The sequence below is a fragment of the Bacillus methanolicus genome (genome assembly GCF_028888695.1).
GTDB classification, from domain to species: Bacteria; Bacillota; Bacilli; order Bacillales; family Cytobacillaceae; genus Bacillus_Z; species Bacillus_Z methanolicus_B.
Genome location: NZ_PNFF01000001.1, coordinates 1,444,492 through 1,469,145 on the forward strand (window position 1 = coordinate 1,444,492; position 24,654 = coordinate 1,469,145).

24 protein-coding genes, 2 pseudogenes and 1 riboswitch are annotated in these 24,654 nt (G+C 39.9%); of the genes and pseudogenes, 3 read left to right on the forward strand and 23 right to left on the reverse strand.

Annotation, left to right across the window (positions count from 1 at the left end; all coding sequences use genetic code 11):
- Positions 1–19: 19 nt before the first annotated feature.
- The gene (locus C0966_RS07160) at positions 20–475 is read right to left on the reverse strand and encodes a PTS sugar transporter subunit IIA (protein WP_274854554.1); all 456 of its coding nucleotides are present in this window, start codon (positions 473–475) and stop codon (positions 20–22) included.
- Between the two features lie 365 nt (positions 476–840).
- Here C0966_RS07160 and C0966_RS07165 point away from each other — a divergent pair, with 365 nt between their 5' ends.
- A complete protein-coding gene (locus C0966_RS07165) occupies positions 841–1,122 on the forward strand; it encodes an AbrB/MazE/SpoVT family DNA-binding domain-containing protein (protein ID WP_274854556.1) in 282 nt (93 codons plus the stop codon).
- A gap of 107 nt (positions 1,123–1,229) precedes the next feature.
- Here the strand turns inward: C0966_RS07165 and C0966_RS07170 are convergent, their stop codons facing one another.
- From C0966_RS07170 to C0966_RS07275, 22 genes and pseudogenes are all read right to left on the reverse strand, one after another.
- Entirely contained in the window at positions 1,230–2,165 is a 936-nt protein-coding gene (locus C0966_RS07170; protein ID WP_274854558.1) for an MBL fold metallo-hydrolase, read from the reverse strand.
- 235 nt (positions 2,166–2,400) lie between these two features.
- Positions 2,401–4,029 carry an MDR family MFS transporter gene (locus C0966_RS07175; RefSeq protein ID WP_274854559.1) on the reverse strand — a complete coding sequence of 543 codons (1,629 nt, stop codon included), beginning with the start codon at positions 4,027–4,029 and terminating at the stop codon, positions 2,401–2,403.
- Positions 4,030–4,231: 202 nt separating this feature from the next.
- Positions 4,232–5,215 (reverse strand): Gfo/Idh/MocA family protein, encoded by a 984-nt coding sequence (locus C0966_RS07180; protein ID WP_274854561.1) that lies wholly within the window; start codon positions 5,213–5,215, stop codon positions 4,232–4,234.
- Positions 5,216–5,580: 365 nt separating this feature from the next.
- Positions 5,581–5,772, reverse strand: a complete 192-nt coding sequence (locus C0966_RS07185) for a hypothetical protein (RefSeq protein WP_274854563.1) — start codon at positions 5,770–5,772, stop codon at positions 5,581–5,583.
- A gap of 179 nt (positions 5,773–5,951) precedes the next feature.
- Positions 5,952–6,218 (reverse strand): phage holin, encoded by a 267-nt coding sequence (locus tag C0966_RS07190; RefSeq protein ID WP_274854564.1) that lies wholly within the window; start codon positions 6,216–6,218, stop codon positions 5,952–5,954.
- Positions 6,219–6,360: 142 nt separating this feature from the next.
- Entirely contained in the window at positions 6,361–7,110 is a 750-nt protein-coding gene (locus tag C0966_RS07195; protein WP_274854566.1) for a Cof-type HAD-IIB family hydrolase, read from the reverse strand.
- A 108-nt stretch (positions 7,111–7,218) separates the two neighbouring features.
- Positions 7,219–7,992, reverse strand: coding sequence for a TatD family hydrolase (locus tag C0966_RS07200; RefSeq protein ID WP_274854567.1), 774 nt, complete (start codon positions 7,990–7,992; stop codon positions 7,219–7,221).
- A complete protein-coding gene (locus tag C0966_RS07205; RefSeq protein WP_274854569.1) occupies positions 7,976–8,731 on the reverse strand; it encodes an ABC transporter ATP-binding protein in 756 nt (251 codons plus the stop codon). Before C0966_RS07205 ends, C0966_RS07200 begins: the two co-directional genes overlap by 17 nt.
- Positions 8,728–9,495, reverse strand: a complete 768-nt coding sequence (locus C0966_RS07210; RefSeq protein ID WP_274854571.1) for an ABC transporter permease — start codon at positions 9,493–9,495, stop codon at positions 8,728–8,730. Before C0966_RS07210 ends, C0966_RS07205 begins: the two co-directional genes overlap by 4 nt.
- Complete coding sequence (locus C0966_RS07215) at positions 9,495–9,785, reverse strand: thiamine-binding protein (RefSeq protein ID WP_274854572.1); 291 nt, start codon at positions 9,783–9,785, stop codon at positions 9,495–9,497. The genes C0966_RS07210 and C0966_RS07215 overlap by 1 nt, the downstream gene beginning before the upstream one ends.
- 12 nt (positions 9,786–9,797) lie before the next feature.
- Positions 9,798–10,811: an ABC transporter substrate-binding protein gene (locus C0966_RS07220; protein ID WP_274854575.1), complete on the reverse strand. Its 1,014-nt coding sequence runs from the start codon at positions 10,809–10,811 to the stop codon at positions 9,798–9,800.
- 424 nt (positions 10,812–11,235) lie between these two features.
- A complete protein-coding gene (locus C0966_RS07225; RefSeq protein WP_274854009.1) occupies positions 11,236–12,516 on the reverse strand; it encodes an IS110 family transposase in 1,281 nt (426 codons plus the stop codon).
- 179 nt (positions 12,517–12,695) lie between these two features.
- Positions 12,696–12,805: riboswitch (TPP riboswitch) on the reverse strand.
- Positions 12,806–12,999: 194 nt separating this feature from the next.
- Positions 13,000–13,593, reverse strand: a complete 594-nt coding sequence (locus C0966_RS07230) for a response regulator transcription factor (RefSeq protein WP_274854576.1) — start codon at positions 13,591–13,593, stop codon at positions 13,000–13,002.
- A gap of 12 nt (positions 13,594–13,605) precedes the next feature.
- Complete coding sequence (locus C0966_RS07235; protein ID WP_274854577.1) at positions 13,606–15,093, reverse strand: PAS domain-containing sensor histidine kinase; 1,488 nt, start codon at positions 15,091–15,093, stop codon at positions 13,606–13,608.
- A gap of 113 nt (positions 15,094–15,206) precedes the next feature.
- Positions 15,207–16,091, reverse strand: a complete 885-nt coding sequence (locus C0966_RS07240; RefSeq protein ID WP_274854578.1) for a hypothetical protein — start codon at positions 16,089–16,091, stop codon at positions 15,207–15,209.
- A gap of 40 nt (positions 16,092–16,131) precedes the next feature.
- Positions 16,132–17,904: an ABC transporter ATP-binding protein gene (locus tag C0966_RS07245; RefSeq protein WP_274854579.1), complete on the reverse strand. Its 1,773-nt coding sequence runs from the start codon at positions 17,902–17,904 to the stop codon at positions 16,132–16,134.
- A 174-nt stretch (positions 17,905–18,078) separates the two neighbouring features.
- Positions 18,079–19,251, reverse strand: coding sequence for an ABC transporter permease (locus C0966_RS07250; RefSeq protein ID WP_274854581.1), 1,173 nt, complete (start codon positions 19,249–19,251; stop codon positions 18,079–18,081).
- Complete coding sequence (locus C0966_RS07255; protein WP_274854582.1) at positions 19,251–19,934, reverse strand: ABC transporter ATP-binding protein; 684 nt, start codon at positions 19,932–19,934, stop codon at positions 19,251–19,253. Before C0966_RS07255 ends, C0966_RS07250 begins: the two co-directional genes overlap by 1 nt.
- On the reverse strand, positions 19,934–20,824 hold the full coding sequence (locus tag C0966_RS07260; RefSeq protein WP_274855726.1) for an efflux RND transporter periplasmic adaptor subunit: 891 nt from the start codon (positions 20,822–20,824) through the stop codon (positions 19,934–19,936). Before C0966_RS07260 ends, C0966_RS07255 begins: the two co-directional genes overlap by 1 nt.
- Before the next feature lie 431 nt (positions 20,825–21,255).
- Positions 21,256–21,441 (reverse strand): annotated as a pseudogene (locus C0966_RS07265) (glycerophosphodiester phosphodiesterase); the annotation flags it as partial.
- A 408-nt stretch (positions 21,442–21,849) separates the two neighbouring features.
- A pseudogene (locus tag C0966_RS07270) lies at positions 21,850–22,192 on the reverse strand (hypothetical protein).
- Between the two features lie 256 nt (positions 22,193–22,448).
- Positions 22,449–23,588, reverse strand: a complete 1,140-nt coding sequence (locus tag C0966_RS07275) for a glycerate kinase (protein WP_274854584.1) — start codon at positions 23,586–23,588, stop codon at positions 22,449–22,451.
- Between the two features lie 626 nt (positions 23,589–24,214).
- On the opposite strand from C0966_RS07275, the gene C0966_RS07280 reads away from it, so the two are divergent.
- On the forward strand, positions 24,215–24,355 hold the full coding sequence (locus tag C0966_RS07280) for a YjcZ family sporulation protein (protein ID WP_274854586.1): 141 nt from the start codon (positions 24,215–24,217) through the stop codon (positions 24,353–24,355).
- 93 nt (positions 24,356–24,448) lie between these two features.
- Positions 24,449–24,550 carry a YjcZ family sporulation protein gene (locus C0966_RS07285; RefSeq protein WP_274854587.1) on the forward strand — a complete coding sequence of 34 codons (102 nt, stop codon included), beginning with the start codon at positions 24,449–24,451 and terminating at the stop codon, positions 24,548–24,550.
- Positions 24,551–24,654: the final 104 nt, after the last annotated feature.

Below are 24,654 nucleotides of genomic sequence, written 5' to 3' on the forward strand. Positions count from 1 at the left end.
CGTTCTCCTAGTTTAATAGTTACAAATTATTTGAATATTCCTTAATGAGTCCGAGAACCTCTTCGACGTCATTAAATTCTTTCAATTTTTGTACGTTTTCTTTTTTGCTTAACAGTTTTGTTAATTGGGAAAGAGCTTTTAAATGTGTGGAATTATCAATTGCCGCAATACAGAATAATAATGAAACAGGGTACTTATTATCATTCAAAAAATGCACCGGTTGTTCAAGTTTCAAAAAACTCATCCCCACTTTGTTCACTCCCATTTCAGGGCGTGCATGCGGGATCGCAATTTCCTGGCCGATAATTATATATGGACCCATTGTTTTTACATTATTGATCATGGCATCTACATATGAAGGTTCAATCACCCCTTTCAAAAGCAGCGGTTTGGCTGCCTCTTTTATTGCTTCTTCCCAGTCTGATAACTGATCCGCGAATTGGATTGTTTCTTTCTTTAACAAATTACTTAACACTGGTCGTTTCCCCCCTAAATCCGACTGCCTTTTTATGAAAGGTCAATTTGTTTAATGCTTGTCTAAAGATTCATACAAAACTATTTTTCTCCCGTACTTCTTTGTCGATCCCATATGCGGGATAAACTTCGTTCACAAATCTGGTATCATAATTAGCTTTACTGGTTTGATTTCATTATACAGTTTGTTTGTATACTTTTTGAAGCATATTTATTCCCCTTAACGTAAGGCGGCCATGTCGTATATTTTCTAATTTGTTTACCATCTTAACGTATTTTTGTTGACTCTATTAGACTACAAATATATAATAAAAGTAAAAAGTGGTAATTTTTTTAAATAATGTAAATAGAAAGGGGGATTTAACGATGAAATCAACCGGAGTTGTAAGAAAGGTGGACGAACTTGGGCGTATTGTAATTCCGAAAGAGTTGCGCAATACGTTTGATATCAAAGAGAAAGACCCGCTTGAGATTTTCGTTGAGGAAGATAAGATTATTTTGAAAAAGTACAGCCCGTTCAGGGCCTGCATGATAACTGGGGAAGTTTCTGATCATAATATTTCTCTTGCTGATGGAAAAATTATCTTAAGCCGTGAAGGCGCTCAAATTCTTCTTAAGGATTTACAACAGTTGCTTAATGAAAATTAAAATCAAAAGGCTGGCTCATAAAGATTTGACACCCAATTAGAGGGGTCTGGCCCTTTGCTTATGAGTCAGCCGCTTTTTTTTGTCTGAATTCACTAATGTTTGGGAATCTATTTTCCGAACATTTCCTCCGGCCAATATGTTTCCCCGATTGCCAGCACTTTTTGCAACTTTTTGTCAAGCTTCAGTCTGTTCCATTCCTTCTGCATCCGCTCAAGTGCTTCCGGTCCAGTATCATCAGCAAGACGATAAGCTCCATAGTGCATTGGGATAAACACATTGCCTTTCAACTCAAGAAATGCTTTGATTGCATCTTCGGGATTTATGTGCGAAGCCGACATAAACCATTCCGGTTCATAGGCGCCGATCGGCATTAAAACAATATCAATTTTGAATCGGCCGGCAATTTCTTGAAAGCCTCTGAAATAACCGGTATCTCCGGCAAAATAAACGGAGCGGTCTCCATTCTCAATAATCCAGCCGCCCCAATGAGAAGTGTTTGTATCACAAAGTGACCGTTTTGTCCAATGCTGGGCAGGAACAAAAGCTATTGACAAAGTTCCATCCGAAAAAGTATCCCACCATTTGGCTTCAATGACATTTTTATACCCCCTTCGAGTAAAAGCGGATTTTAAGCCGATCGGGACGTAAAAAACCGGTGAACCTTTTAGTTTGCGGATCGAGCCGAAATCAAGATGGTCATAATGACCGTGCGATATAACAACAATATCAATCTCCGGTAATTCTGCAATTGGAATTCCCGGTTCTGTTAACCGTTTTTGGAAACCCATCCATTTCGCCCAAACCGGGTCGGTTAAAATATTAAGACCATTCATTTGGATAAAAAAAGTTGAATGGCCAATCCATGTAATCGACATTTTCGTCCGATTTTGCTGTAATTTCTCAATTTCTTTTTGAGCTGCCTGAGGAATTTGGACCGACAAATCCTTTTTCTTCGCCCGCCGCTCTCTTGACCAGCGCAACATATCTGAAAATGACTTTGAAGTTTGTACATGATCATAATTTTCGTAGCGGACCCGTTTCATTCTTTGTTCTCCTCTTAATCTTTCATTGACTTTCTGCAAGTCTATCAATATTTTAATGCCGCAAACCACTTTTGACAAAATCAACGCTTCATATACCGGATGAATTTCTTTCTAATTTATTTGTTATCGGCCACTTTTAGGTTTTATCGACCACTTTTTCTTAAAGAGAGTTGTTGTCTCTAAAAAAAGGGCGGCATTATTTTTAAAATAATGCCGTCTTCGATCATTTTGTTTATTAGCTTTCATTATTGCTTAACTTCCCCGAAACTGCCCTTTGCTTATTTGCGTGCACAGGACGGTCAGCCGCGCTTCTTAACGGAATTTCCTTTAAGAAAAATGTTAAGAACACTGCTATTAACATTGTAAAGGTTACAAACAGGAACACGCCTGAGAGTGCGTACGTTAAGGCTTCCTGTAATGAATGAATCATGTTTTCAAAAAACGGAATTGCTTCTTTTGGAAGCATGCTTTTTACTTGATCTAATTTTTCATGGTCCAGCAAAAGCTGAGGGTTTTGCATTGATTCCATTTTGCCGGCAAGTTCAGGTGAAGCAGCCATATGATTTGTTTCATTGTTTTGCATCATCGTTTCCATCTTATCTTTCATACGCGAATTTAACAGTGTTCCCATGATCGCAACTCCGACCGTTCCCCCAATGGAACGGAACAGTTGGGTCGAAGCCGTTGCGACCCCGAGCAGGCTCTGATCAACCGCATTTTGAACAGTCAGTGTAAAGACAGTCATGCCGATCCCGAGTCCGAACCCGACAAGAACGAGGTAAAACACAAGCACGTATTGAGAAGTGTTCATATCCATTGTCGAAAGCAAATATAATCCTAAAGTCGAGATACAAAGACCAACAATGGCTTGAACTTTGTATTTTCCTGTTTTTGTAATGATTTGGCCGCCGATGGCACTTGCAAATACAAGTCCAAAGGTCATCGCCATCGTAAGAAAACTCGAGTGTGTGGCAGAAAAACCGAGTACACCTTGAATAAAGTAAGGAACGTACATGACGCCGCCAAACATCGACACCCCGATCACAAAGCCGATCACATTAGAGATGCTAAAAATGCCGTTCTTAAACAAGTCCAGCGGCAATATAGGACTTTTTGCTTTTCTTTCAAATATGATAAAAATAAAAAGACTAACAATCGTCGCTCCGAACAGTCCAAGTATTTGCGCTGAATCCCATTCGTATTTGGTCCCGGCCCAGGAGAAGGCGAGCAAAGCAAACACAATCGTTGCCGTTAAGAAAAGAGAACCCGCATAATCGACGTTTTCCCCCGGCTTTTTTTCAACTTTAGGAAACAGTTTCCAAATGAGGACGAGAGCAACAATACCTAGCGGCAGGAATACCCAGAATACCCATTTCCACTCAAGATTATCAACAATATAGCCGCCGAGTGTCGGTCCGAAGACGCTGGAAATCCCGAATACGGCGCTCATTGCGCCTTGCCACCTGCCGCGTTCCCTCGGAGCAAACAAATCTCCAACAGCAGTAAAAGCTGTTGACATGATCATTCCGGCTCCCAGCCCCTGAATGCCCCGGTACGTAATCATTTGAAAAATGTCTGAAGACGTTCCGGCAAGAAACGCACCGATTGAAAAGATGATGATTCCAATAATAAGAAAGGGCTTCCGTCCATATATATCTGACAGTTTACCGACTAAGATCGTTGTAATGGAGCTTGTCAGCATGTAAATAGTAAAAACCCAGCTGTAATAATCAAGCCCCCCCAGTTCGGAAATGATTTTTGGCAAAGCATTGCCGACAATCGTCTGATTAACAGCAGCAAAAAACATCGCTGCAATAATCGCAATCATGATGGTAACTTTTTCTTTATGACTTAAATGTTCCATCCAGTTTTTCACCCCAATTTTATTTACCATTGATTAATCTGTATTAATATCTTCAATAACTTTGATTTTCAATCGCCTGCGTTCTTTTAATATATAAATATTTCACTTAGTTAAGTATTAGTAAATATAAATCCATATTTCTAACTTGTCAATAGAAAAGGGTCAGACCCCTCAAAAAGGAGTCAGACCCTACCCTTACAGATTAATTTTTGTCTGCCGGAAATACGACGCCGATTTGTTTGCGTGCTTCATCAATCACTTCCATAGCGGCTAATGAATTGGCAAATGAATTTATTAAAGACTCTGTTTCGCTGTTTTGAATGAGTCTGATGAATTCTTTTATTTCATAATACATCGAATGTCCTTGAGGCTTTGAAATGTCTTCGATTGTTCCGTCCCTGTACTGAATTTTCACATTTGTCGGTGTGTGTATTTTGTCGATGATGATGCTGCCATTTTCGCCTTGTATTTCAGATGGAATAAAAGAATCAGTGATCTTTGAAAACATGATGACGGCTTCTTTGTCTTCATATTTCATAAGGATGCTTCCTTCTCCGTCAACTCCCGATTCAAGAATAAGCCCGTTCGCCTTTATACTATGCGGTTTTCCGAACAGAACAATGGCGGGATAGACGCAGTAAACGCCAATATCCATTAATGCCCCGTTTGAAAAAGCCGGATTAAATGCATTAAGAATCGTGCCTTGTTTATAAGCATCATAGCGGGATGAATACTGGCAGAAACTCGCAAAATACCTGCGTATTGTTCCGATTTTATGTAAGTTTTCTTGAATCGCTTGAAAGTTCGGAAGGAGAGTCGATTTTAATGCTTCCATTAACAAAACATTGTTAGCCTTTGCCGCCTCAACCATCTTTTTAGCTTCCGCAGCGTTCGATGCGATCGGTTTTTCACAGAGCACGTGTTTCCCTTCATTCATATAAATAATCGCTTGTTCAGCATGCAATGAATTAGGGCTTGCTATATAAACGGCATCAATATGATTGCTTTTTGCCATCGTTTCGTGATCTGTGAAAGTGTATTTTGCCCCATGCTTTGAAGCAAATTCATCGGCCCGTTCTTTTGTTCTGGAATAAACAGCCGTTAATGCAAAATCCTCTATTTCTTTAGCTCCTTTTATAAATTCATCAGTGATCCAGTTCGTTCCGACAACCCCAAATCGTATCAAAATGTTTCCCCCTTTGTGCGAAAGTCAAAAATGATTCAAATGAAAATTTTTTCAACTTCATAGTAACAGTATGACAGTGATTTTTCCATAAAAGTTTCAGTAATAACACAATACAAAAAAAGCTCGGATTTTTCTCGAGCTTTTATATTGTATATTTATTTGTACGCTATTTTTTTGAAAGCCAAGAGCTGCCAGTAGAGGGTTCCCATCTCATTTGCCACGTGCATTCAAAGCAAATTGGAGAGTCTATCGATTTCTTTGTTTTATATAGAGCGAAACGTTTTCATCTTCAAAATAGTAAAAAAAGACTGCTCTTGTTTGGGAAATGCGAATAAAAATAATTCGATAAACAGTCTCCTAAATTATTAATTCCAGCGGCCGGTTTTTGATATTTCTAGCAGCGCCCAAATTAAGTGAAACATAAACATTGCGATTGTTATCGGAACGAGCATCAATAAATTTTTTCCGTATTTTTCTTTAATTTCCGCTACATAGAAACCGCAGAAAAACAAAACTACCATTGCAGCTACAAGCATAAATGTGTAAACGAAATACATGCTTCTATGCCTCCTCAATACTTCATTACTTTGGCTGATACAGTGTTTTTTGTTTTATCAGGTCACCATTCCCTGATATCAGTGCCATTATAAGGAAGGTATTGCTTTAAGTAAAGCATATCAAGCAATGATTTAGACATATTTCATATAATTGTAAGAATTTGTTCGATTTTTTGAAACTATTTCGGTTTATCATACTTCATTGCCCTGTCACTATCTTGAAATCCTTTTGTTGTTGGATCCTGGATGATCCCAAGCATCGACAAAATGATAAAGACGGAATTGGCAAGGGTAAGAATTTCGCTTTTCACTTCTTCTGTAAGCTGAAAATCTGTTACTCCCAACGAGTTTAACACAGGCAGAATGATTTGAGCGACAAGCATAATTTGTGAGAGGAATGAGATGGCCCATATTCTGTTTTGGAAACGAACCTTCCAGTTTATCATGTTTCAATTCTCCTTTGTTGGTAATTTTTTACTACTAACATATGCTTGTCTTCTGAATTGTTGTATGTTTTTACACTATAAGATGGAGGAAAAAAATTAAGACCAGGAGATAACATGATTCTCCTGGTCAGATTTTTAATAATTAATTTAACACCCATTTCCGGATCGCTTGGGCTACTCCGGCTTTTTCATTTGTTTCCGTTATATCATCGGCTGCTTCTTTTACGATATCCTGGGCATTTCCCATTGCAATTCCCAGGCCTGCTTCTTTTATCATTGCAATATCGTTTAAACTGTCGCCGCACGCCATTACATGATCCATCGAAATGCCAAGAAAATCGCATACTTTTCTAATCGCTTTCGCTTTGTTTATCCCAATCGGATTGACTTCGATGTTGGTGTGGCTTGAATTGCTTATTTCGAATTTGCCCATTGATTTCAATTCATTCAAAATGATTTGACGGACATTGTCATCTTCAACATCAAAGCCGAATTTCAGCCATTTCGATGCAGCAATCTGCTCGGGGCTAAGCTCCCTGCTGTAAACTTTGTCTGTACTGACAGCCCAAAAGTATGTTTTATATGTTTGTGAAAGATCCCACAGCCACTTGATCAGTTCGGAATCAATTAAGTTTCTTTCAACAAGTTCGCCGTCAGGCCCCCAAATTTCACTTCCGTTCACTGTAACGAGATAAGACGATAGTTCCAGCGACTTTGCGTAGTCGCGGCATGTCAACAAACTTCTGCCCGTACTGAGCACGACATGAATTCCTTTTTCCATTGCTTCTTTAATTGCTTTTCGATTCTCTTCAGGCACTTCACATTTTTCATTAAGCAAAGTTCCATCCATATCGAGTGCAATTAACTTAATATCCAAATCTCTCTCTCCCATGTTTCTTCCTCCCGCCATTTGTTCGTATTGTCTCTGTTAATTCCGGACTCAAGTGAGTTGAAAAGAGAGCTGCCTAATCTCTCCCATCATTCTTTATTGTACACCATTCTATATACAATAGAATGTTTTTGTATTTTTCCGCACCTGTCGAAACACGTCAGTGACGGGAATCTTTTTGATTTTCGCTATTTCTTTCACGGATTCCGCCATCATTACCGGGTGAGTCATTTTACCTCTAAAAGGGCCTTCAAACGGCCACGGACCATCCGTTTCAATCATAATTTGTTCCAGCGGATAAGCATTCACTAGTTGTTGAATCTCATGTTCATAAACGACATCCGGGGTTACGGATATAAAATAGCCGTTGGCAATCATTCTTTCGATTGTTTTGCTGTCGCCTTTAAACCAATGAAAATGGGCTTTTTCTATCGAATGCTTTTCGAGCAGATCACAGGCAATTGGCGCATCGTCATATACTGCATGTAAAACGATTGGTTTTCCCCACTTTTTAGCCAATTTAATAAACTGTTCCAATAGCTCAAAATACTTTCCGACTTCGTATGAAGTAACTTTCTGCTCACTCCGCAAATAATAAGGAAGGCCGACCTCACCGACTGCAGCCATTTCTGTTTTGTGTTCCTTCATCCAGCCAACAAGTTTTTCAATCTCGTTTTCATCGGGAAGCGGCTGTTCCGGATGAAAGCCGAATGCTGGCTTGACTTTGTCGTATTCCTTGGAAAGCTCGAGATTTGTTTTGCATGATTCAAGGTGGAATGACACAGAAATAAGTGCTTCAAGAAACGGCGAGTTTTCAACGATCTCTTTAATCGCCTCTCCTTGATATTGATCAAGATGGATATGGGCATCAATCATTTTTTCCATCACGGTTACTCCCCTGCAACGTGTAGAAAATCTCCCTTTTCCATTTCAAAAAATCGTCCGTAAGCATCATACTTTCGTCTCTTGGCCGTGAAAAAGGTATATGAAATTCAGCTTTCACTTTCGCCGGTTTATTAGACAGCACAATGATCCTGTCTGATAAAAACAAAGCCTCATCAATGTTATGGGTGACAAACAGAACCGTCTTGCGGTTTTCCTCCCAAATCGACAGCAGCCATTTTTGCATTTTAAGCCGGGTCAGTTCATCAAGCGCCGAAAACGGTTCATCGAGGCAAATTACGGATTGCGGGCTTAATAATGCACGAATAAAGGAAACCCTCTGCTTCATTCCGCCGGATAGTTCATGAGGGTAAGAATTCAGATAAGAAGCTAATCCTGCTTTTTCGAGCATTTCCTTTGCTTTTTCCTTGTCCGGTTTCCCTTTCAATTCTTGGCTGAGAATAGTATTTTCCAACACGGTTCTCCACGGGAAAAGAGAAGGGGTTTGCGGCATATAGCTGATTTCTCCCCTTGTACCGTTGATCGTTTTGTTTTCAAGCTGTATCGTTCCCTCATCAGGTGTGATGATTCCGCCAATCATATGAAAAATGGTGCTTTTCCCGCTTCCCGACGGACCGATGATTGAAACAAATTCTTCTTTTTCCACTCGAAAGGAAAGGTCCCGAATAATTTCATTTGTGCCAAATCGTTTTGATACTTCTTTTACAATTAGATGGCTCATTTTTGATCTTCTCCCTTCCCCTGCCAGTGGACAATTCGCCGCTCAGCCAGAACGATCAGCAGGAAAAACAGCAGGCTGAGAAACATAATGGTAAAAATCGCGACGAATACGCGGTCGGTGCGAAACGAGGAGGAAGACAGCGTCATGTAAACGCCAATTCCTTTTTCCGCGCCAAGCCATTCTGATATGACTGCTCCCATCACACTGTATGTCGCAGAGATTTTTAATCCGGAAAAAATCGACGGAAGCGAATGCGGCCACTCCAGCTTCCAAAACAGCTGTTGTTTTGTGGCCCCTGCCATCATCATATAATGCTTAAGTTCCTGTGGAGTTTGCCTGAAACCGTCCAGAGCGGCGATCGTGATCGGGAAAAAACAGACAAGCGTGATGACGATGATTTTCGGCAGCAGCCCAAACCCAAACCAAATGACAAGGAGCGGTGCGAGTACAATAATCGGCACATTTTGCGATAAAATCAAGAGCGGATAAACGGATGACCGAAGGAATGGAACGAGATGCAAAACGATGGCAGTGAAAATGCCGACGCCGGTCCCGACTGCAAAACCGAGAAGAGCGATTTTGACCGTTGAAACTGCATCCGGATAAAATTCGGACCAGCCAGCGGCCCCTTCTGTCACAATTTTGGATGGGGCAGGCAGGAGCCATTCAGGGGTTCCGGCCGTTCTTACTCCTATTTCCCAAGTGATAAAGAAAAGGAGGAGAACCAGAATCGGCCTCCACCCTTTTATGATTGCTTCTCTCATTACCGATACTTCTCCGTCAGTTGATTCATTGTAATCCCCTCTGGCTGGTATAAAATTTTTACTTGAGAGATGACATTTTTACTGCCCAATTCAATCATCCGCTCATTCATATCTTTAATGACTTTTAATAGTTTGTCCAACTCGCCTTCCATTGTCGTTTCAAGCGGGTGCACCTCATATGCAACCCCTGATTCATGAATCACTTTTATCGCTTCGTCCACATATGGAATCACATCTTCCCCGTCTTTTGTCTTCGGCAAAATTTGAATGCTTACAAGCGCGTCAGCCATCTTGTTTCCTCCCTATTCCGGCAAAAATTCATTGGTGAATGCTTTTTTGGCATCAAGCTTTTTTTCTAATAAACCATTTTCATACATCCAGGACGCGTAATTTTCCCAAACTTCAAGTTTTTGTTCGCCCCATCTTGGCGCATCATCCTGATATTTTGATGCCAGCCATTCTTGGCTCTTTTTCACTAATTCCGGATCAAGGTCTGGCTCTGCTTTAATTAAAATATCTGCCGCTTCTTTAGGATTTTTAATCGCAAATTGATAGCCTTTTGATGCGGCGTTCACAAATGCTTTAACGATCTCAGGTTTTTTCGAAATCATTGTTTCGTTTGTCGTTAAGACCGGTGTGTAATAGTCAAGGTTTTTGGAATAATCCGTTAAATAAATCATATTCAATTTCTCGCCGCGAAGCTCTGCTTCAACACCAGTCCAACCGTAATAAATCCATGCAAAATCGATGTCTTTTTTTACCGCGGTAAAGAAATCCGTATCTCCGATGTTTACAATCTTTACTTTATTGACATCGGCATTTTCTTTTTTCATTAAAGAGCTGATCACTGACTTTTCAACCGGTGAGCCCCATCCGCCGTAAGTCTTTCCTTCAAAATCCTTCGGTGATTTGATATTTTTTTCAACCGGCGATGCAAATCCTGAAGTGTTGTGCTGAATGATCGCCGCGATCGACACAATCGGAACGCCTTGAATACGCGCCTGCGTAATTCCTTCCTGGTAACCGACCCCAAATTCAGATTTTCCGGATGCCACTAGCTGATCCGCTCCCGTCTCACCCGGCTTCACTATTTCTACATCCAATCCTTCCTGTTCGAAATAGCCTTTTTCTTTCGCTACATATAATCCGGTGTGATTGGTGTTCGGCGTCCAATCGAGCACAACCGACACTTTTTCAAGTGATTTTTCTTTTTTGTCTGTTGTTGCAGTGTTCTTGTCTGATGATGAATCATTCTTGTCAGTACCGCAGCCCGTTAAGAGCATGGCTGAAAAAAGCAATGCGAGCCATTTTTTCATTACTGTTTCCTCCCTCTATATACTTTAAAATTCTCCCGAATACTCACGTTTTCTCTAAATTTCATTAACACCTAATAGTTGATCCACCGAAAATCATGGTTATAAATTGAATTTATTTAAATTTCTTACAGATGGGGGGCCATCCTACCAACCAAACTGGTATTGTTTGGTAATAACAGTTATGACCGTGCGCAAAATCTCCACTCATCTCACGGTCGCTAACCCTCCCATGTATCACCGGATTGGGATCCATACATTCCTTCGTCCTGCGTATCCATGAGGTGGAGGTCGGATAAGCTCCTCAGCTGGGTCATAAGCCCGTATGGTAAAAATAAACTCCGACTCGGCACTATTGGTGTTTGTCTTTAGAAATACTTGAAGTATTCGATAGTAATTTGATTAACAAATTGGTTAATAAATCGGTTTAAGCAACTTGTAATGTAATTTGAGGCAAGCCTTGCAATAATTTTGAACCATCAAATTCACACTGTTTTTGACCAATGACAAATAAGACACGTAATAGCTTACAACACAAAGCGATGAGAGACTGTTGCTTTTTTAAAGGCCTTTCAGATCGTTTTGTATAGTATTGATGTAAAGCTTTAAAAGTTGGATTATGGGCAACGAGTGGCCGAATCGCTAGGTACAGAGCTTTACGCAGCCTGCTTCGTCCCCGTTTCGTTATTCTGGTTTGTCCTTTAAATTTTCCAGAACTATGCTCACGTAATGAAAGGCCTGCCAGATTAACTAATTGCTGAGGGTGACTGTACTTTGTGAGATCACCCACTTCAGCGAAGAATAGAGCGACTGTTGTAACACCTAACCCAGAAATATTCATCATTTGCTTAGCACCTGGGATCGTTTCTACAAGAGCTTCTAGCTCCTGATCCAACTCTTCCAACTGCGTTTGATAAAGCTCATATTGGTCAATCAGATATTCCATTTCACGTTTGGCAAACTGAATCCCGATTTGAATTCCAATGCTCTTTTTGGCCGTTTCCACTAGTTTCGTTGCTCGCTTCATTCCAACTCCTCGTTGTACAAATGGCTTCCACTTTGAGAGAATCTCTTCAGGTGTCATTTCTTTAATTTGAGAAGGAAATGGAAACAGTTTTAGCGTGCAAAGAGCTGCTTTTCCTTCCCAATCCCCGAAAACATCGAAAAACTCCGGAAAATAACGTTGAATCAAATTTTGAATACGTCCTTCTGTGATGGCAAGCTGTTGAGTGAGCTGATCTCTTATTTTGACGCCTTCTCTTAGTTCCGCGTAAATGCCGTCTAAGAGATTTGGTACGGAGTATCGGCCGTCTTTAATCAGCTGTGCAATCACTCTGGCGTCTTTTGTATCGTTTTTTGTTGGAGAGTTGTCATCAAGCTCTTTGCTTTTCTTTACATGCATCGGATTGACTAGCACAAAGTCATAGCCCTTTGCGGTAAGGAAATAAGCGAGATTTAACCAGTAGGGCCCGGTTGGTTCAACCCCAAAAATCACATGGTTCTTATCATTTTCTTTTTGGTGTCGATTCACCCAATCTAAAAGCATTTGGAAACCATGTATGCGATTTTCAAAGATCAAGCGTTTTCCAAATTCAATTCCTCGATCGTCTTGTGCCCGTGCCACGTGTTTGTCTTTGGCAATATCAATGCCGATTATTAATGTTGATGGTGTGATTTGCGAGATTTTTCGATTTTGAGTATAATTCATTATTGAGTCCTCCTTGGTAACTTATTAATTCGGGGTCAATGCATTGACACCCTGTACTATACCAAGAGGGCTCTTTTTGTTTCAAACCTCAAATTTCTTCATTACAGGAATGCTCCTTATGTAATTTAGAATTCGCAAGCCCGGGAACAAATGAAATGCGCCCAGGTCAGAACCTGAGCGCCTAGACGAACAATGTTCCCTCCGCTGGTCTGAACCAGTTCAGGTTCTAAGGGTCATCATCTTTCGGATGAAATCTCAACCGGCAACACCGGTTCCCCTACATTCTTGCTATGAAATTATCAATTCCTCATCTATTATAGCAGATTAGATAATTAATATAATAATTTTCTAATAAATTTGATCGGGGTCTGGCCCGTATTAAGATATCTCGAATCTGGCAGGCATCGGCCGGACAGAGTTCAAATCCCTCTTTTAGAGTTAACACCTAATGGCAGCTGCTGAAAATTGATAAATTTTTTGTGTCTACCGCGTCCTAACCCCAAACTTTTGGTAGAGCAACGTTAAATTATATTCCAGTGATCGTTGGCTCATCGATAAAGAATTAGCCATTTCTCTTGTACTTTTACCCTTTGCCAGTTCCGCCAATATGTCTTCTTCTGTTTTCGTCAGGATTACTGTATCTTGAGAATTGGTGCCGCCGGAAACGAAGCCCGGCCTTCTTAGTTCTCTTACAAGCGAAAGCGGCAAGATAACCTGTTGACGCAGGGCGCATCTTATTCCTATCACAAGTTCTTCTCTTGAAGAAGTTTTGGATAAAAAACCGGAAACTCCGGCTTCAACCAATAAATTAAAATGTGGTTTAATATCAAAACCGGTGTAAATTAATACAATTAAATCTTGATTATACGCTAAAGCTTTTTTTGTTAGTTCAAGCCCGTTCAAGTGCGGCATATACAAATCAAACAGCAATATATCATAATGTTGCAGCTTAATTTTATTTAATGCGTTCAAAGAACTGTTTTCTATTGAAATGTTAAAATCGGGTTCCTGCTCCAATAGCATTTTTGTACCTTCCAATATAGATAAATGGTCATCGACTATCAAAATATTTATCATCGTAAAAACCTCTCAAATTTTTTTATCTCCAATGCCGGTACATGGAATTTGCATAGTAACTTTTAATCCGCAATTCGGTTTTGAATAAAACTCTACATTGCCTGAAAGGCTCTGAACGCGTTGCTTAATGCTTGTTAATCCCATGTTGTTAAAGGACGGTTTTAACTTATCCAGTTCAAAGCCCACACCGTCATCAGAATATTCAAACATCATTTTGTCTTCCCGGGCACTAATATGAAGGTGAATTTTTGAAGCCTTGGAATGTTTTGTCGCATTGTTGATCAATTCCTGTACGATTCGATAAATTCCGATCGTTTGTTCCTCATTTAATTGAAGACTGGAAGTATTGTCTGTTGAAAAATAAATTTTAAAAGTTGAAGAAACTTGGGTATATTCAAATAAATTTTCCAATGCCCGCTCTAAACCCAATTCCCTTAGCAACGGTGGCCGAAGTTCATTACATGTCATCCGGATTTGGTGAATGGTGTCCAGCAGTCCTTGTTCAATTCCTTTAAGCAGTGCTTTTATTTCGTTGTCAAATTCATGGCGATGAAGCAATGATTCCATTCTTCTGTACAAATCAATTTGATCCTGCAGGACTGTATCATGCAAATCACTTGATAAATGGAGCCGTTCTTTTTCGGAAAGATTGAACAAGAGCCGCAAGATCCAAAGCGGTGTTTGGCTGCTTTGCATGGCAGCTTCCAATTGATTCATTAGATTCTCGATTACATCCAAGCTCTCAAATACCATATTGGCGTAGTAAACGATTGTTTCCAGCCAAATGGAATCCATTTCCTCTTCTATAGATTGTGCATTGAGAATGAGGATGTAGGCATGGCTGGTCCGCTCTCCTACTTTTATTAGAACCTTATCGTTAACGTTTACGATCTTGCCAACCGGAAAATTTTGCAAATCGGGTTGAAATTCAAGAAAATGAGCTTCTTCGATTATCTGATTTTCTTTATTAAATTGTAAGATCGCCGGCTGGGAATCTGGCAAAACTGTATTTATTTCATGGATTAATCTTTCTTTGAGATCTGATACTTTCATTACCGAAGACAAGTCTTGGGAAAAATTTTTCAAACTGTTTTGCAATAATTTATATCGATCCTTTCTATTTTGAAGCTCTATCTCCATATTTTTTCTTTCGGTAATATCCCGGACCGTAACGACTGTAAGATTATCTTGACTTTCTACAGGCATCGTCCGACACTCAAAATATTTAATATGGCCGGAGCGGGTAATTATCCTGTACTCACTCTTGGAAGGCTGTTGGGTCAAGATAACATTCCTATGTCTTTCCATTAAATTTTCTCTTTCATCAGGTTGTACAATATCAAATATGTCTTTCAATTCCTCAGGACTGTATCCGGTAGTTTTTTTAAAAGAAGGTGTCGAAAACCGTACAAGACGATTTTGGTCAATGATCATAATGATATCCAATGCGTGTTTGTAAATCGTTTCAAACTCCCAATTGGATTGGACTTTGTTTTCCATCGTTATCATCATTTTCCATAAAATGTTAGCAATTAAACATTTCCTATATATTGATAATACATGAAAAATGTACCAATTAACCGATATTTTTTGCGTAATGGCCAAAAAGACCGCTATTTTATCTCCACTACAAATGAGAACGCCCTGACTTTTCCATTTTGCTTGAACTCAGCCCATATCTTATAAATGCCTGGCTTTTCAAACTGTGTTTCAAAAACCGTATCCTTGTCATTTGCCGGATGCACATGAAGGAAATTCTGGGCATTTTCATCAAGAATGACCACGTGACCCATCGCTCCCAGATAAGGGGTCAAATTTGTTTTATCAAGATCAAAGGTTAACGTTACCGGTTCATTTGCCTTAAAAGAACTCATAGTTAGTTTTACGTTTTCGCCGTCTACATTCTTGCTTAATGTTTCGTCCGGCTGAAGGCCACGGCTATGGGTTGACATTCCGGGATTTCCAACGATAAATGGAACAGGTGCTACATGATAAGCTAAATTTTTCGGTTTAATGTCAACGAATGCCTTATAAAATCCATCAGGCAGATTATTTCCAATTGTAAATTCGCCCTTGCCTGTCTGTTCAGGGTGTAAGTGATAATATTTATGCAGCTGGTCATCCACTACGATAAGATGAAGAAGCTTCTCATGATTTACTTCCAGATCTTCCACTGGATTTGCCGACTTATCTTTTAAGAAAATCTTTAACTCATCTTGATCCGATTTAACAAACACGCTTACCTCGCTGCTGCCTTCATGTGCCGCGCTGCTTCCATGCTGATGGCTGCTATTGTTTGCTTCTGCGTGATCACTATGGCCTTGAGATTCATCATGTGGCGCAGATTTTTCCCGGCTTTTGGATGATTCATATGACGCAGATTGATTGTGGCCATGAGACTCGGGCTGTTTTTCATCGGCAAACCATTCAGCATACACTGAATATCCGCCTATCACTAAAGCCAGATATAGAACGGCCGCAATTCCCCATTTTTTCATCGCTTCCACTCTCCTATTAAGTAAATTTTTTATATATCCCTTAAATGGCATACTTTACTGCCGCTTCTGATTGTGCCGGATTCTGTCTTGAATATAACTCCTTATAATAACCGTTTAATTCAAGTAATCTATGATGGGTGCCGCTTTCGACGATCTCCCCGTTTTTCATCACAAAAATGGTATCGGCATCTACAATCGTTGAAAGCCTGTGGGCAATCATAATAATTGTTTTACCGCCTTTAATCTGATTAATTGATTCCTGGACAAGTTTTTCACTTTCATTATCAAGGGCGCTCGTCGCTTCATCCAGGATAATCAGTGATGGGTCTTTCAAAAAAACGCGGGCTAGTGCAATCCGCTGTTTTTGGCCTCCTGAAAGCTTTATCCCTCTTTCGCCAATTTCTGTATCATAGCCTTGAGGCAACGGTGCGATGAAATCATGGGCGAAAGCCTTGATCGAAGCTGAGATGATTTCATCATCTGTTGCTTCAAGCTTAGCCATTTTTATATTGTCTTTAATAGAAGAACTGTATAAAAAGTTATCCTGGATAACCATTCCAATATGCTTCCTGAGGCTTGATAAGGAATAGTCTTTTATATTCACACCATCAATTAAGATTTCACCGCTATCCACATCATACATTCTGTTTAAAAGCTGTAATACCGTACTCTTTCCTCCCCCGCTCTCTCCGACAAATGCATACGTTTTGCCTATTTCTATTTTAAAGGACAAGTTTTTGATCACTTTCCTGTTTTCATTGTAGGAAAAAGATACACGATTAAACACGATTGAATCTGAAAACTCCTTTAATTCAACAGGGTCATCCTTTTCCTTTATCGTTGAAGGGATATGGAAGAAATCAAATATCCTTTGTAAAGCGACCGTTCCTTCCGTGATGACAGGGAAAGCTTGAACCAAGGCGGCCACAGGGCTTCTCATTTTATCAACATAAGCAAAGAAAGCAATTAAACTGCCGGCGGTTAAACTGCCATCGATCACAAAAAGACTGGCGGTTAATGCAACAATGAAAGGAGTCATATCACTTAAAACGTTGACGGAAGCCAGTGTAATCGCATTTAACCTTGCATGCTTATCTGTAAGGACCTCGTAATGTGCCAAATGTTTATCCAGTTCTTCTTTGTCATGTTTCTCGGATGAAAACAATTTTGACAGAAAAGCACCCTGGATTTTTTCAAAAACAAACCCGCTTAGCACGGACCGGTAATTCATCATGTTTCGCGTTGATTTCTTAAACCTTTTTGAAAGAACATGCGCCAGGAGAAATTGAAAGCTGACCAATAAAACAGAAAGGATTGCCAATTTGATGTTTAACGTCAACATCACAGCCATGACAAACACCAAAACGATCATTTCAATCCAGATGTTCCCGAACACGGCGGTCAAATAGCCTCTTACTTTTTCAATGTCATCAAAGAAGCGGGTCCCGATTTCTCCGCTTTTATTGTCCGCAAAATACTTGGCATCAAGGGAATGGATTTTATTAAACGCATCTTTCCGGAGTGCCTTAATGATGTTGTTATTGGCCTTATGAATGCAAAATTGCCTCACGTATTCCATCGGTTTTCGAATGAAAATAAAAACAACAAGCATTGAAACAGCAATGAATGACAATTGGCCGATTTTTTCGGCACGGGACAATGCTTCATTTTGCAGCAAGTGATCGAAAATGTATTTTAATATCAAAGGAACGGTAAGGGGGATCAGAAAGCGGAACAAACTCCCGACAAATCCCCACATATAGAGCTTCGTTTCTTTTTTTACATATGGGAAAAATTGTTTAAACTCATTCAACGAAAGAACTCCTTTCATTTTCTTTTTACTTTTATACTGGTTCTTCCTTATTTGTCCGAGATAATAAAATATTGAAAAGGGAAATGAAACCATGAATCATCATTGATCTGCCCCCCGGCAGAACCTTAGTATAGTGATATAAAACGCTCAACTTGAGGATTTGAATCACTCAGTTTAAATACTTCTAAGTGCGTCAATTGGGTTAAGTTGTGATGCTTTTCTTGCAGGTGCAATGCCAAAAATAATCCCTATTGCTGCTGAAAACCCAAGCGCCAGCAGTACGGTCGAGGTTGAAAGCAAGAAACTTGTGCCGATCAGTGAACATACTGCAAAAGCGATCAAAGCGCCTAGGAGTAGGCCGATTATTCCACCAAAGACCGAAAGGAATACTGCTTCTATTAAAAATTGTTGTTGAATCCGTCGAGGTTCCGCCCCGAGAGCCTTTCTCAGACCAATCTCTGTCGTTCTTTCCGTAACCGAGACAAGCATCATATTCATAATGCCAATGCCTCCAACGACAAGTGATATGGAAGCGATGCCTGCAAGCATTAAAGATAGCATCCTAGTCATCTCGTTAATCGATGACAGCATATCTTGCATATTCATGATTGAAAAACCATCGTCATTATAATTAAATGCCTCGTTCAATACAGATTCGACATCTCTCGTTATTTTTTCCGAGTCTTTTGAATCCTTCATATAAACGTCAACGCTCGAAATGTACCCGGTCCCAAGGAGACTTATGGAGGTTGTATAAGGAATGATGACACTATCATTATTGGAGGAACTTGAAAAACTGTTTGACTCCTGTAAAATACCGATCACATTGTAGGCGATGCCGCCTATAATCAGCTTTTTGCCAATGGGGTCTATTCCCCAGAACAAATCTTTGGCAATATTCGAACCAATAAGGCACACTTTGTTTTTACTTTTTATATCTAGCGAGTTTATCCCTCTTCCCCTTTCAACAGCGTCTCTTGTCTTTGAAAAATACACTTCATTTTTACCTTGAACTGACACATCCGTTTTCACATTGCCGGAATAGGTAACAGATGTCGTCCCGGAAATGGTCGGGGAAACCCCGGCAACATGATCGATAATTGCAAGCTTATTAATATCGCTTTGAATAAGCCCTTGTTTTAGAGGTGTTCCCATTGCAGTAACGGTTATTTTATCTGCCCCGAATGTAGCAAACTCGCTTGTCATCTCATTTGTTGCCCCCTTGACTATGGTGATGAGCGCGATAATGGAAGAGACGCCTATCACAATCCCCAGGATCGTCAGGAAGGAGCGCATTTTGTTATGAATTAGATTTATCCATGCCATTTTCATATTTTCCTTAAACATTACGCACATCCCTCACTTAGTTTCCCGTCTAATATGTGTACAATCCTGCTTGCATTTCTGGCTATATCGGTATCATGAGTAATCATGATAATTGTTTTTCCCTCTTCGTGAAGCTCTTGAAAAAGCTCCATGATTTGATGGCCCGTTTTTTGATCTAACGCTCCGGTAGGTTCATCTGCAAGCAAAACAGTTGGTTCTGTTACCAAAGCTCTCGCGATTGCAACCCTCTGCTGCTGGCCTCCTGAAAGTTGATTTGGGCGATGATTCAGTTTTTCAGCGAGGCCTACCCTGGCGAGCATTTCCCGGGCGCGATTTTTGCGTTCTTTTTCCGAAACTCCGGCATAGACAAGAGGGAGCTCTACATTTTGGAGCGCACTAAATCGCGGAAGGAGCTGGAACTGCTGAAACACAAAACCGATCTCCTTGTTCCGGATCGCTGCCAATTCTGTTTCATCAAGCTCATCAACCTTTTGATCCGAAAGAACATAATCACCACTTGAAAGTGAATCGAGGCAGCCAATAATATTCATAAGTGTTGTTTTACCTGAACCGGATGGTCCAAGGATTGAAACGAAATCACCTCTATTGATTTTTAGATTGATACGATTCAATACAATTTGTTCTTCCCCGCCCAGATGATAAGTTTTTGTGATATTGTTCATCACAAGAATTTGATCTTTCATTATCGTTCACCTGCAGTCGTTTTTTCAGAATCCGCAGCTCCGCCATGTTCAAAACTGTCTTCCTTTGAAGTTGTTTTAGGGATCATAATGACATCGCCGGCCTTGACTCCGCTTTTAATTTCAATAACTGTTCCATCATTAATGCCTGTTTGAATATATTTTCTGGCCGGCTTTTCTTTTTCTGCCCGAATGAGAACGTACGGCTTATTTTTGCTGTCAAACTGTATAGCTTTCATCGGAAGAATGGTTACGCCGGTTGCGTTTTCATTTAATATTTTTGCCTCTGCACTCATGCCCGGCCGTATAGCCTTATCTTTTTCGAGGTCAATCGTTGCGGTAAAGTAAGAGACGCCATTTTCGTTTTGGGCTTCTTTTGAGATTGCAGAAACGATGCCGTTTACTTCCTTATTCAACGCGTTGATTGTAACCTTGACCTTTTTATTTACCTCTAAAAAATCAAGATCATACTCGTCAACTTTTACTTTAGTTTGTATATTCGTGTAGTCCGCAATTTCCATGAGCTGTGTCCCTTCAACTGCATGAGTGTTATTCTTTGTGTAAATTTTCGCAACTTCTCCATCGATATCAGCCTTTATTTCTCCGCTGGAAGTTTTCAGCAATACATCGTTTTTCTTAACTTGATCTCCTTCTTTAACCAATACCGCATTAATATGCATTTCCTTTGTGCTAAAAATGTTCTGTCTGGACTTTGGTTCAACGATTCCTGAAAAGCTGTAATAGGTAGTGATATCTCCTGTCGCGGCTTTTTCTTCATCAAATCCGGCTGCACTGCTCTTAAATATGAATGGTGAGACAAGAAAGGCTATCATTGTGAGCCCCACGATAGACCAAAGCATGACCTTTTTCTTTTTTTTCCTATTTTGTTTCATACTCAACCTCATTCCCTCCAAATTTTGTTATACTGTAACAATAAAACTTCAAAATGAACTCAATATGAACGATCCAAATATAGGTGCAAAAGACCAATCGTTTCTTCCTAAATGATTCCTCCCTTCTGTTTATAATCCAATATTACTGTTTTTTACCAATTAAATTACGCAATCTTTTTGCGTTGCTGCCGCAATTATTTTGCGGGATACCACATTTATTTTCCGTGTCTTTTAGAAACAACCCTATAAGACCCTTGCTCTTTCATTGCCATTGCTTTTAACTTTTTTAATCACATTTAAAAAGCCTGGAACTATAAACCTTTTTCAGCCATAAAAAAACCCCTTAAAGCAGTGCTGCCCAAAAGGGTTTTTTAACACCTGCTTTAAGAGGTCCGGGTTTATCTTCGAACAAAAAAACCTGCCCAAAATGGAACTTCCCCATCTTTGCTCATTTGCACATCCAGTTCAAAGAAGTCAGCATTCATGTCAAACGCTTTCTCAAACGCAGCCATTGTGTTTTCCGGTGCATAACCTGATGCACCACGGTGAGCGACCGTTTCAATTTTGTACTCTTTTTCCACTGGTGAACTCGATTTCGCTTCAAAGGACGGTGACATCATCAGACCAGCAAGAAGTGCGGCAGCAGAAGCAGTTGCAAAACTGGCAATCATCATATCATCTCCTTTATCAATCTATTGATAAGATTAATTGGAGACTATAAAGAAGCGATGACAACGAAACTGAATATTTATTAAAATACGTCGACTCTCTTGTAAATTAGGAATAAAGTGGAAAAGCCTGAAGTTCGAATCCCACTCAGATTTGACGCCATGAACTGGATTTCCACCGGGCTTAAATAATAAAAACAGAGCCAATTGTAATTGTTGACCCTGTTTTGTTAAAGTGCCTCATCCGTTTCGTATAACAACTTTTTGAATAATTCCCGGTGCGGGTTGGAATTCTGTGTAGAAAGACCGACAGCATAGAGATTTAAGCGGCGGTTCAAATTAACTTAATTCATTATTTCACACAGGCTTTGCCGTTTCCTTCCGGGTGACTTCGTCAATTTTATGTACAAACATTTGGAAAACGCGCCTTTTTTCTTCTAAATCACGGATAGACTCTTTCAGCTGTTCATATTTCTCCTCGAATGGTTTATGGTAACGCTGGCGAATCGTTTCAATGATTTCTTCGTTCACTGTCGACTGAATGACTTGCTTTGTGATGCCATTATTTATATGCATAAACTTTCAACTCTTGTTTGACTTGCTCATATTCTTGATCAATCTGGCTCAAAACTTCAGATATATCTTCCTTCCATTCTTCAAGGGATTTCTGTATGTACGATTGTTTCGTCATTTCATCCATGAAAACACCTTCCCGCCAATTATATAGTTTATCCCTATTCCATTTTAACGCAGCTTTTTTACAGCCCGTTTTCTGAAAAATTACATTGTCATTTCATTTATGGTTTATATTTGGCGGGTTTCCTTTTCTGTTACTACAAAAATAACTAAAACATTTCAGTTGACCTATAGGACGGACAGTTCACCTTTGTATTCAATTTCTTTTTTCAAAAAAACTGAACCAAAAACCGCTTTTTCACGATCTTTGGTTCAGTGCATCATTTCCCTTTTGCTATTTTTATAAGTGAAGCAATATTTGCTGCAGCCCTTTCCACATATTCTGCTGCATGTTCAAAAGCGTCTGATAACGGTATAACACCCGGAACAATGCTGAATACCGCATCAATTCCGTGCTCGCGGACAATCTCGCTGTCGCTTGCAATATTTCCAGCTATCGCGATCACTGGAACACCATATTTTTTCGCTGTTTTGGCTACCCCGATCGGCGTTTTGCCGGAGATCGTTTGTGAATCGATTTTTCCTTCCCCGGTAATTACAAGGGAAGCATCTTTTACATGTTCATGAAAGTTTGTCGCTTCTATTAAGATATCAATCCCTCTTTTTAATTCGGCTGACAAAAAGGCAAGAAGTCCCCCGCCAAGGCCACCGGCAGCTCCTGAGCCGGGCACTTTTGCGATTGATTTTCCTAAATCTTTTTCAATAATTCGCGCATAATGTTTGAGATTTTTATCAAGCTGGCGAACCATTTCCGGTGTTGCACCCTTTTGCGGACCAAAAATTGCCGAAGCACCTTTTTCACCTGTCAATGGATTGTCTACATCGCAAGCGACTTCAATTTTCACCAATTTGAGACGGGGATCCATCCCGGATACATCGATAGATGCTAATTGGTCCAGGGATCCTCCGCCTTCGCTAATTTGATTTCCTTTTTCATCCAGAAACTTTGCTCCGATTGCCCGCGCCATTCCGGCACCTCCATCATTCGTAGCGCTGCCGCCGATTCCGATAATGATTTTTTCAACATCTTCATCAAGTGCGGCAGAAATCAATTCACCGGTCCCTCTTGTCGATGTAACGAGCGGATTTCTTTTGTTCGCCGGCACAAGATGAAGCCCTGATGCAGCTGCCATCTCGATGACGGCCGTTTTCCCATTTCCGAGAAGTCCGAAAAATGCTTGAACAGGTTCTCCCAGTGGACCTGTTACTGTTTTTTCAACAATTGTTCCATTTGTGGCGTCCACAAGAGACTTGACCGTTCCTTCTCCCCCGTCAGCCATCGGGATCTTTACAATATCCGCGTCAGGAAATATCGTGCGGAAACCTTTTTCGATAGACTCAGCAACTTGTATAGCCGTTAAGCTTTCTTTAAATGAATCCGGTGCAATCACGACTTTCATATTGACACACCTCTTATCCAAAATTTAGATACATAAAACTTGAGTCAACACAACAGTGGGTTATTAGTAGAATGTATTTTAATTTAAGTATAATATTGCACGAAAAGTTAAAATTTTTGAATCGGTGTTTAGAAAAATAGGAAATTTTTTCTTGTAGATAACTGAAAATACGTTTTATTATTTTTTTACGACATAAAGTTAAATGAGTTACATGGTGCGTCCATTTTCTAAAAATTCCAAAGCTAAATCAACACCTGTCCATTCCTTTTTGTTTTTTCTTCATATCTTATATTACGAGAAAAAAAATCTCTCGAGAAAACCCAGCTGCATGAATCCGCCGACCGTGCAGCAGTCTCACCTCCTCAATGGTAGAAGCGTAGCTACATGCATACGCTTCTAATTTATGATGTTTTAGCTAATTATTTATAAAAAAATTCTAGTTAGAAACCAGATTTGAACCCTATAGACAAGATCTCCTTAGAGAGATTTAAAGTAAATATATCTGGCAAATATGGATATTTTTATCCTTGTGACCTTTGTCCAACCGAATTCTTTTTTGAAACATATTTTAAAGTAAGGTTGCTGATAAAGCATTCCTTAATCAATCCAATGGGAGGTGATATTTTATGTGCTGGGGATCTTGCGGTGCTGGTTACGGTGGTTACGGTTACGACGGTGCTGGATACGGTGGTATGGGCAGTAATTTTGCGTTGATCGTTGTTTTGTTTGTCCTATTAATTATCGTAGGTTGTTTTTGCTTCTTTTAATAGTTAAGAATATCGAATAGTTTTATTTGGGACGAGCAAAAAACAAACTATTTTAAAAAAACGACTATTCAAAGGGAATTGGAGGTGCTAAGCATGAGTGATGGATTTGGAGGAATTAGAAACGCTTTTGCGTTAATCGTTGTATTGTTTGTTTTACTCATCATTGTAGGATGTTCTTGTAGAAACATCTTTTAAGCTGCTGCAAAGTAAATATTTGAATATCTTGAAAAACAAAGGACAGATTCTAATGATCTGTCCTTTCAGATATTTCCTGAAAACCTTGCAAACGGAAGCCGTGC

What these genes read in the sequence shown, in the direction of transcription:
- C0966_RS07255 (WP_274854582.1), bottom strand. Translation starts at nt 19,934, where the DNA reads ATGAAAGATCAAATTCTTGTGATGAACAATATCACAAAAACTTATCAT.
- C0966_RS07260 (WP_274855726.1), bottom strand. Translation starts at nt 20,824, where the DNA reads ATGAAACAAAATAGGAAAAAAAAGAAAAAGGTCATGCTTTGGTCTATC.
- C0966_RS07235 (WP_274854577.1), bottom strand. Translation starts at nt 15,093, where the DNA reads ATGGAAAACAAAGTCCAATCCAATTGGGAGTTTGAAACGATTTACAAA.
- C0966_RS07170 (WP_274854558.1), bottom strand. Translation starts at nt 2,165, where the DNA reads ATGAAACGGGTCCGCTACGAAAATTATGATCATGTACAAACTTCAAAG.
- C0966_RS07250 (WP_274854581.1), bottom strand. Translation starts at nt 19,251, where the DNA reads ATGTTTAAGGAAAATATGAAAATGGCATGGATAAATCTAATTCATAAC.
- C0966_RS07190 (WP_274854564.1), bottom strand. Translation starts at nt 6,218, where the DNA reads ATGATAAACTGGAAGGTTCGTTTCCAAAACAGAATATGGGCCATCTCA.
- C0966_RS07200 (WP_274854567.1), bottom strand. Translation starts at nt 7,992, where the DNA reads ATGGAAAAAATGATTGATGCCCATATCCATCTTGATCAATATCAAGGA.
- C0966_RS07280 (WP_274854586.1), top strand. Translation starts at nt 24,215, where the DNA reads ATGTGCTGGGGATCTTGCGGTGCTGGTTACGGTGGTTACGGTTACGAC.
- C0966_RS07175 (WP_274854559.1), bottom strand. Translation starts at nt 4,029, where the DNA reads ATGGAACATTTAAGTCATAAAGAAAAAGTTACCATCATGATTGCGATT.
- C0966_RS07285 (WP_274854587.1), top strand. Translation starts at nt 24,449, where the DNA reads ATGAGTGATGGATTTGGAGGAATTAGAAACGCTTTTGCGTTAATCGTT.
- C0966_RS07185 (WP_274854563.1), bottom strand. Translation starts at nt 5,772, where the DNA reads ATGTATTTCGTTTACACATTTATGCTTGTAGCTGCAATGGTAGTTTTG.
- C0966_RS07275 (WP_274854584.1), bottom strand. Translation starts at nt 23,588, where the DNA reads ATGAAAGTCGTGATTGCACCGGATTCATTTAAAGAAAGCTTAACGGCT.
- C0966_RS07240 (WP_274854578.1), bottom strand. Translation starts at nt 16,091, where the DNA reads ATGAAAAAATGGGGAATTGCGGCCGTTCTATATCTGGCTTTAGTGATA.
- C0966_RS07225 (WP_274854009.1), bottom strand. Translation starts at nt 12,516, where the DNA reads ATGAATTATACTCAAAATCGAAAAATCTCGCAAATCACACCATCAACA.
- C0966_RS07230 (WP_274854576.1), bottom strand. Translation starts at nt 13,593, where the DNA reads ATGATAAATATTTTGATAGTCGATGACCATTTATCTATATTGGAAGGT.
- C0966_RS07165 (WP_274854556.1), top strand. Translation starts at nt 841, where the DNA reads ATGAAATCAACCGGAGTTGTAAGAAAGGTGGACGAACTTGGGCGTATT.
- C0966_RS07220 (WP_274854575.1), bottom strand. Translation starts at nt 10,811, where the DNA reads ATGAAAAAATGGCTCGCATTGCTTTTTTCAGCCATGCTCTTAACGGGC.
- C0966_RS07205 (WP_274854569.1), bottom strand. Translation starts at nt 8,731, where the DNA reads ATGAGCCATCTAATTGTAAAAGAAGTATCAAAACGATTTGGCACAAAT.
- C0966_RS07195 (WP_274854566.1), bottom strand. Translation starts at nt 7,110, where the DNA reads ATGGGAGAGAGAGATTTGGATATTAAGTTAATTGCACTCGATATGGAT.
- C0966_RS07215 (WP_274854572.1), bottom strand. Translation starts at nt 9,785, where the DNA reads ATGGCTGACGCGCTTGTAAGCATTCAAATTTTGCCGAAGACAAAAGAC.
- C0966_RS07210 (WP_274854571.1), bottom strand. Translation starts at nt 9,495, where the DNA reads ATGAGAGAAGCAATCATAAAAGGGTGGAGGCCGATTCTGGTTCTCCTC.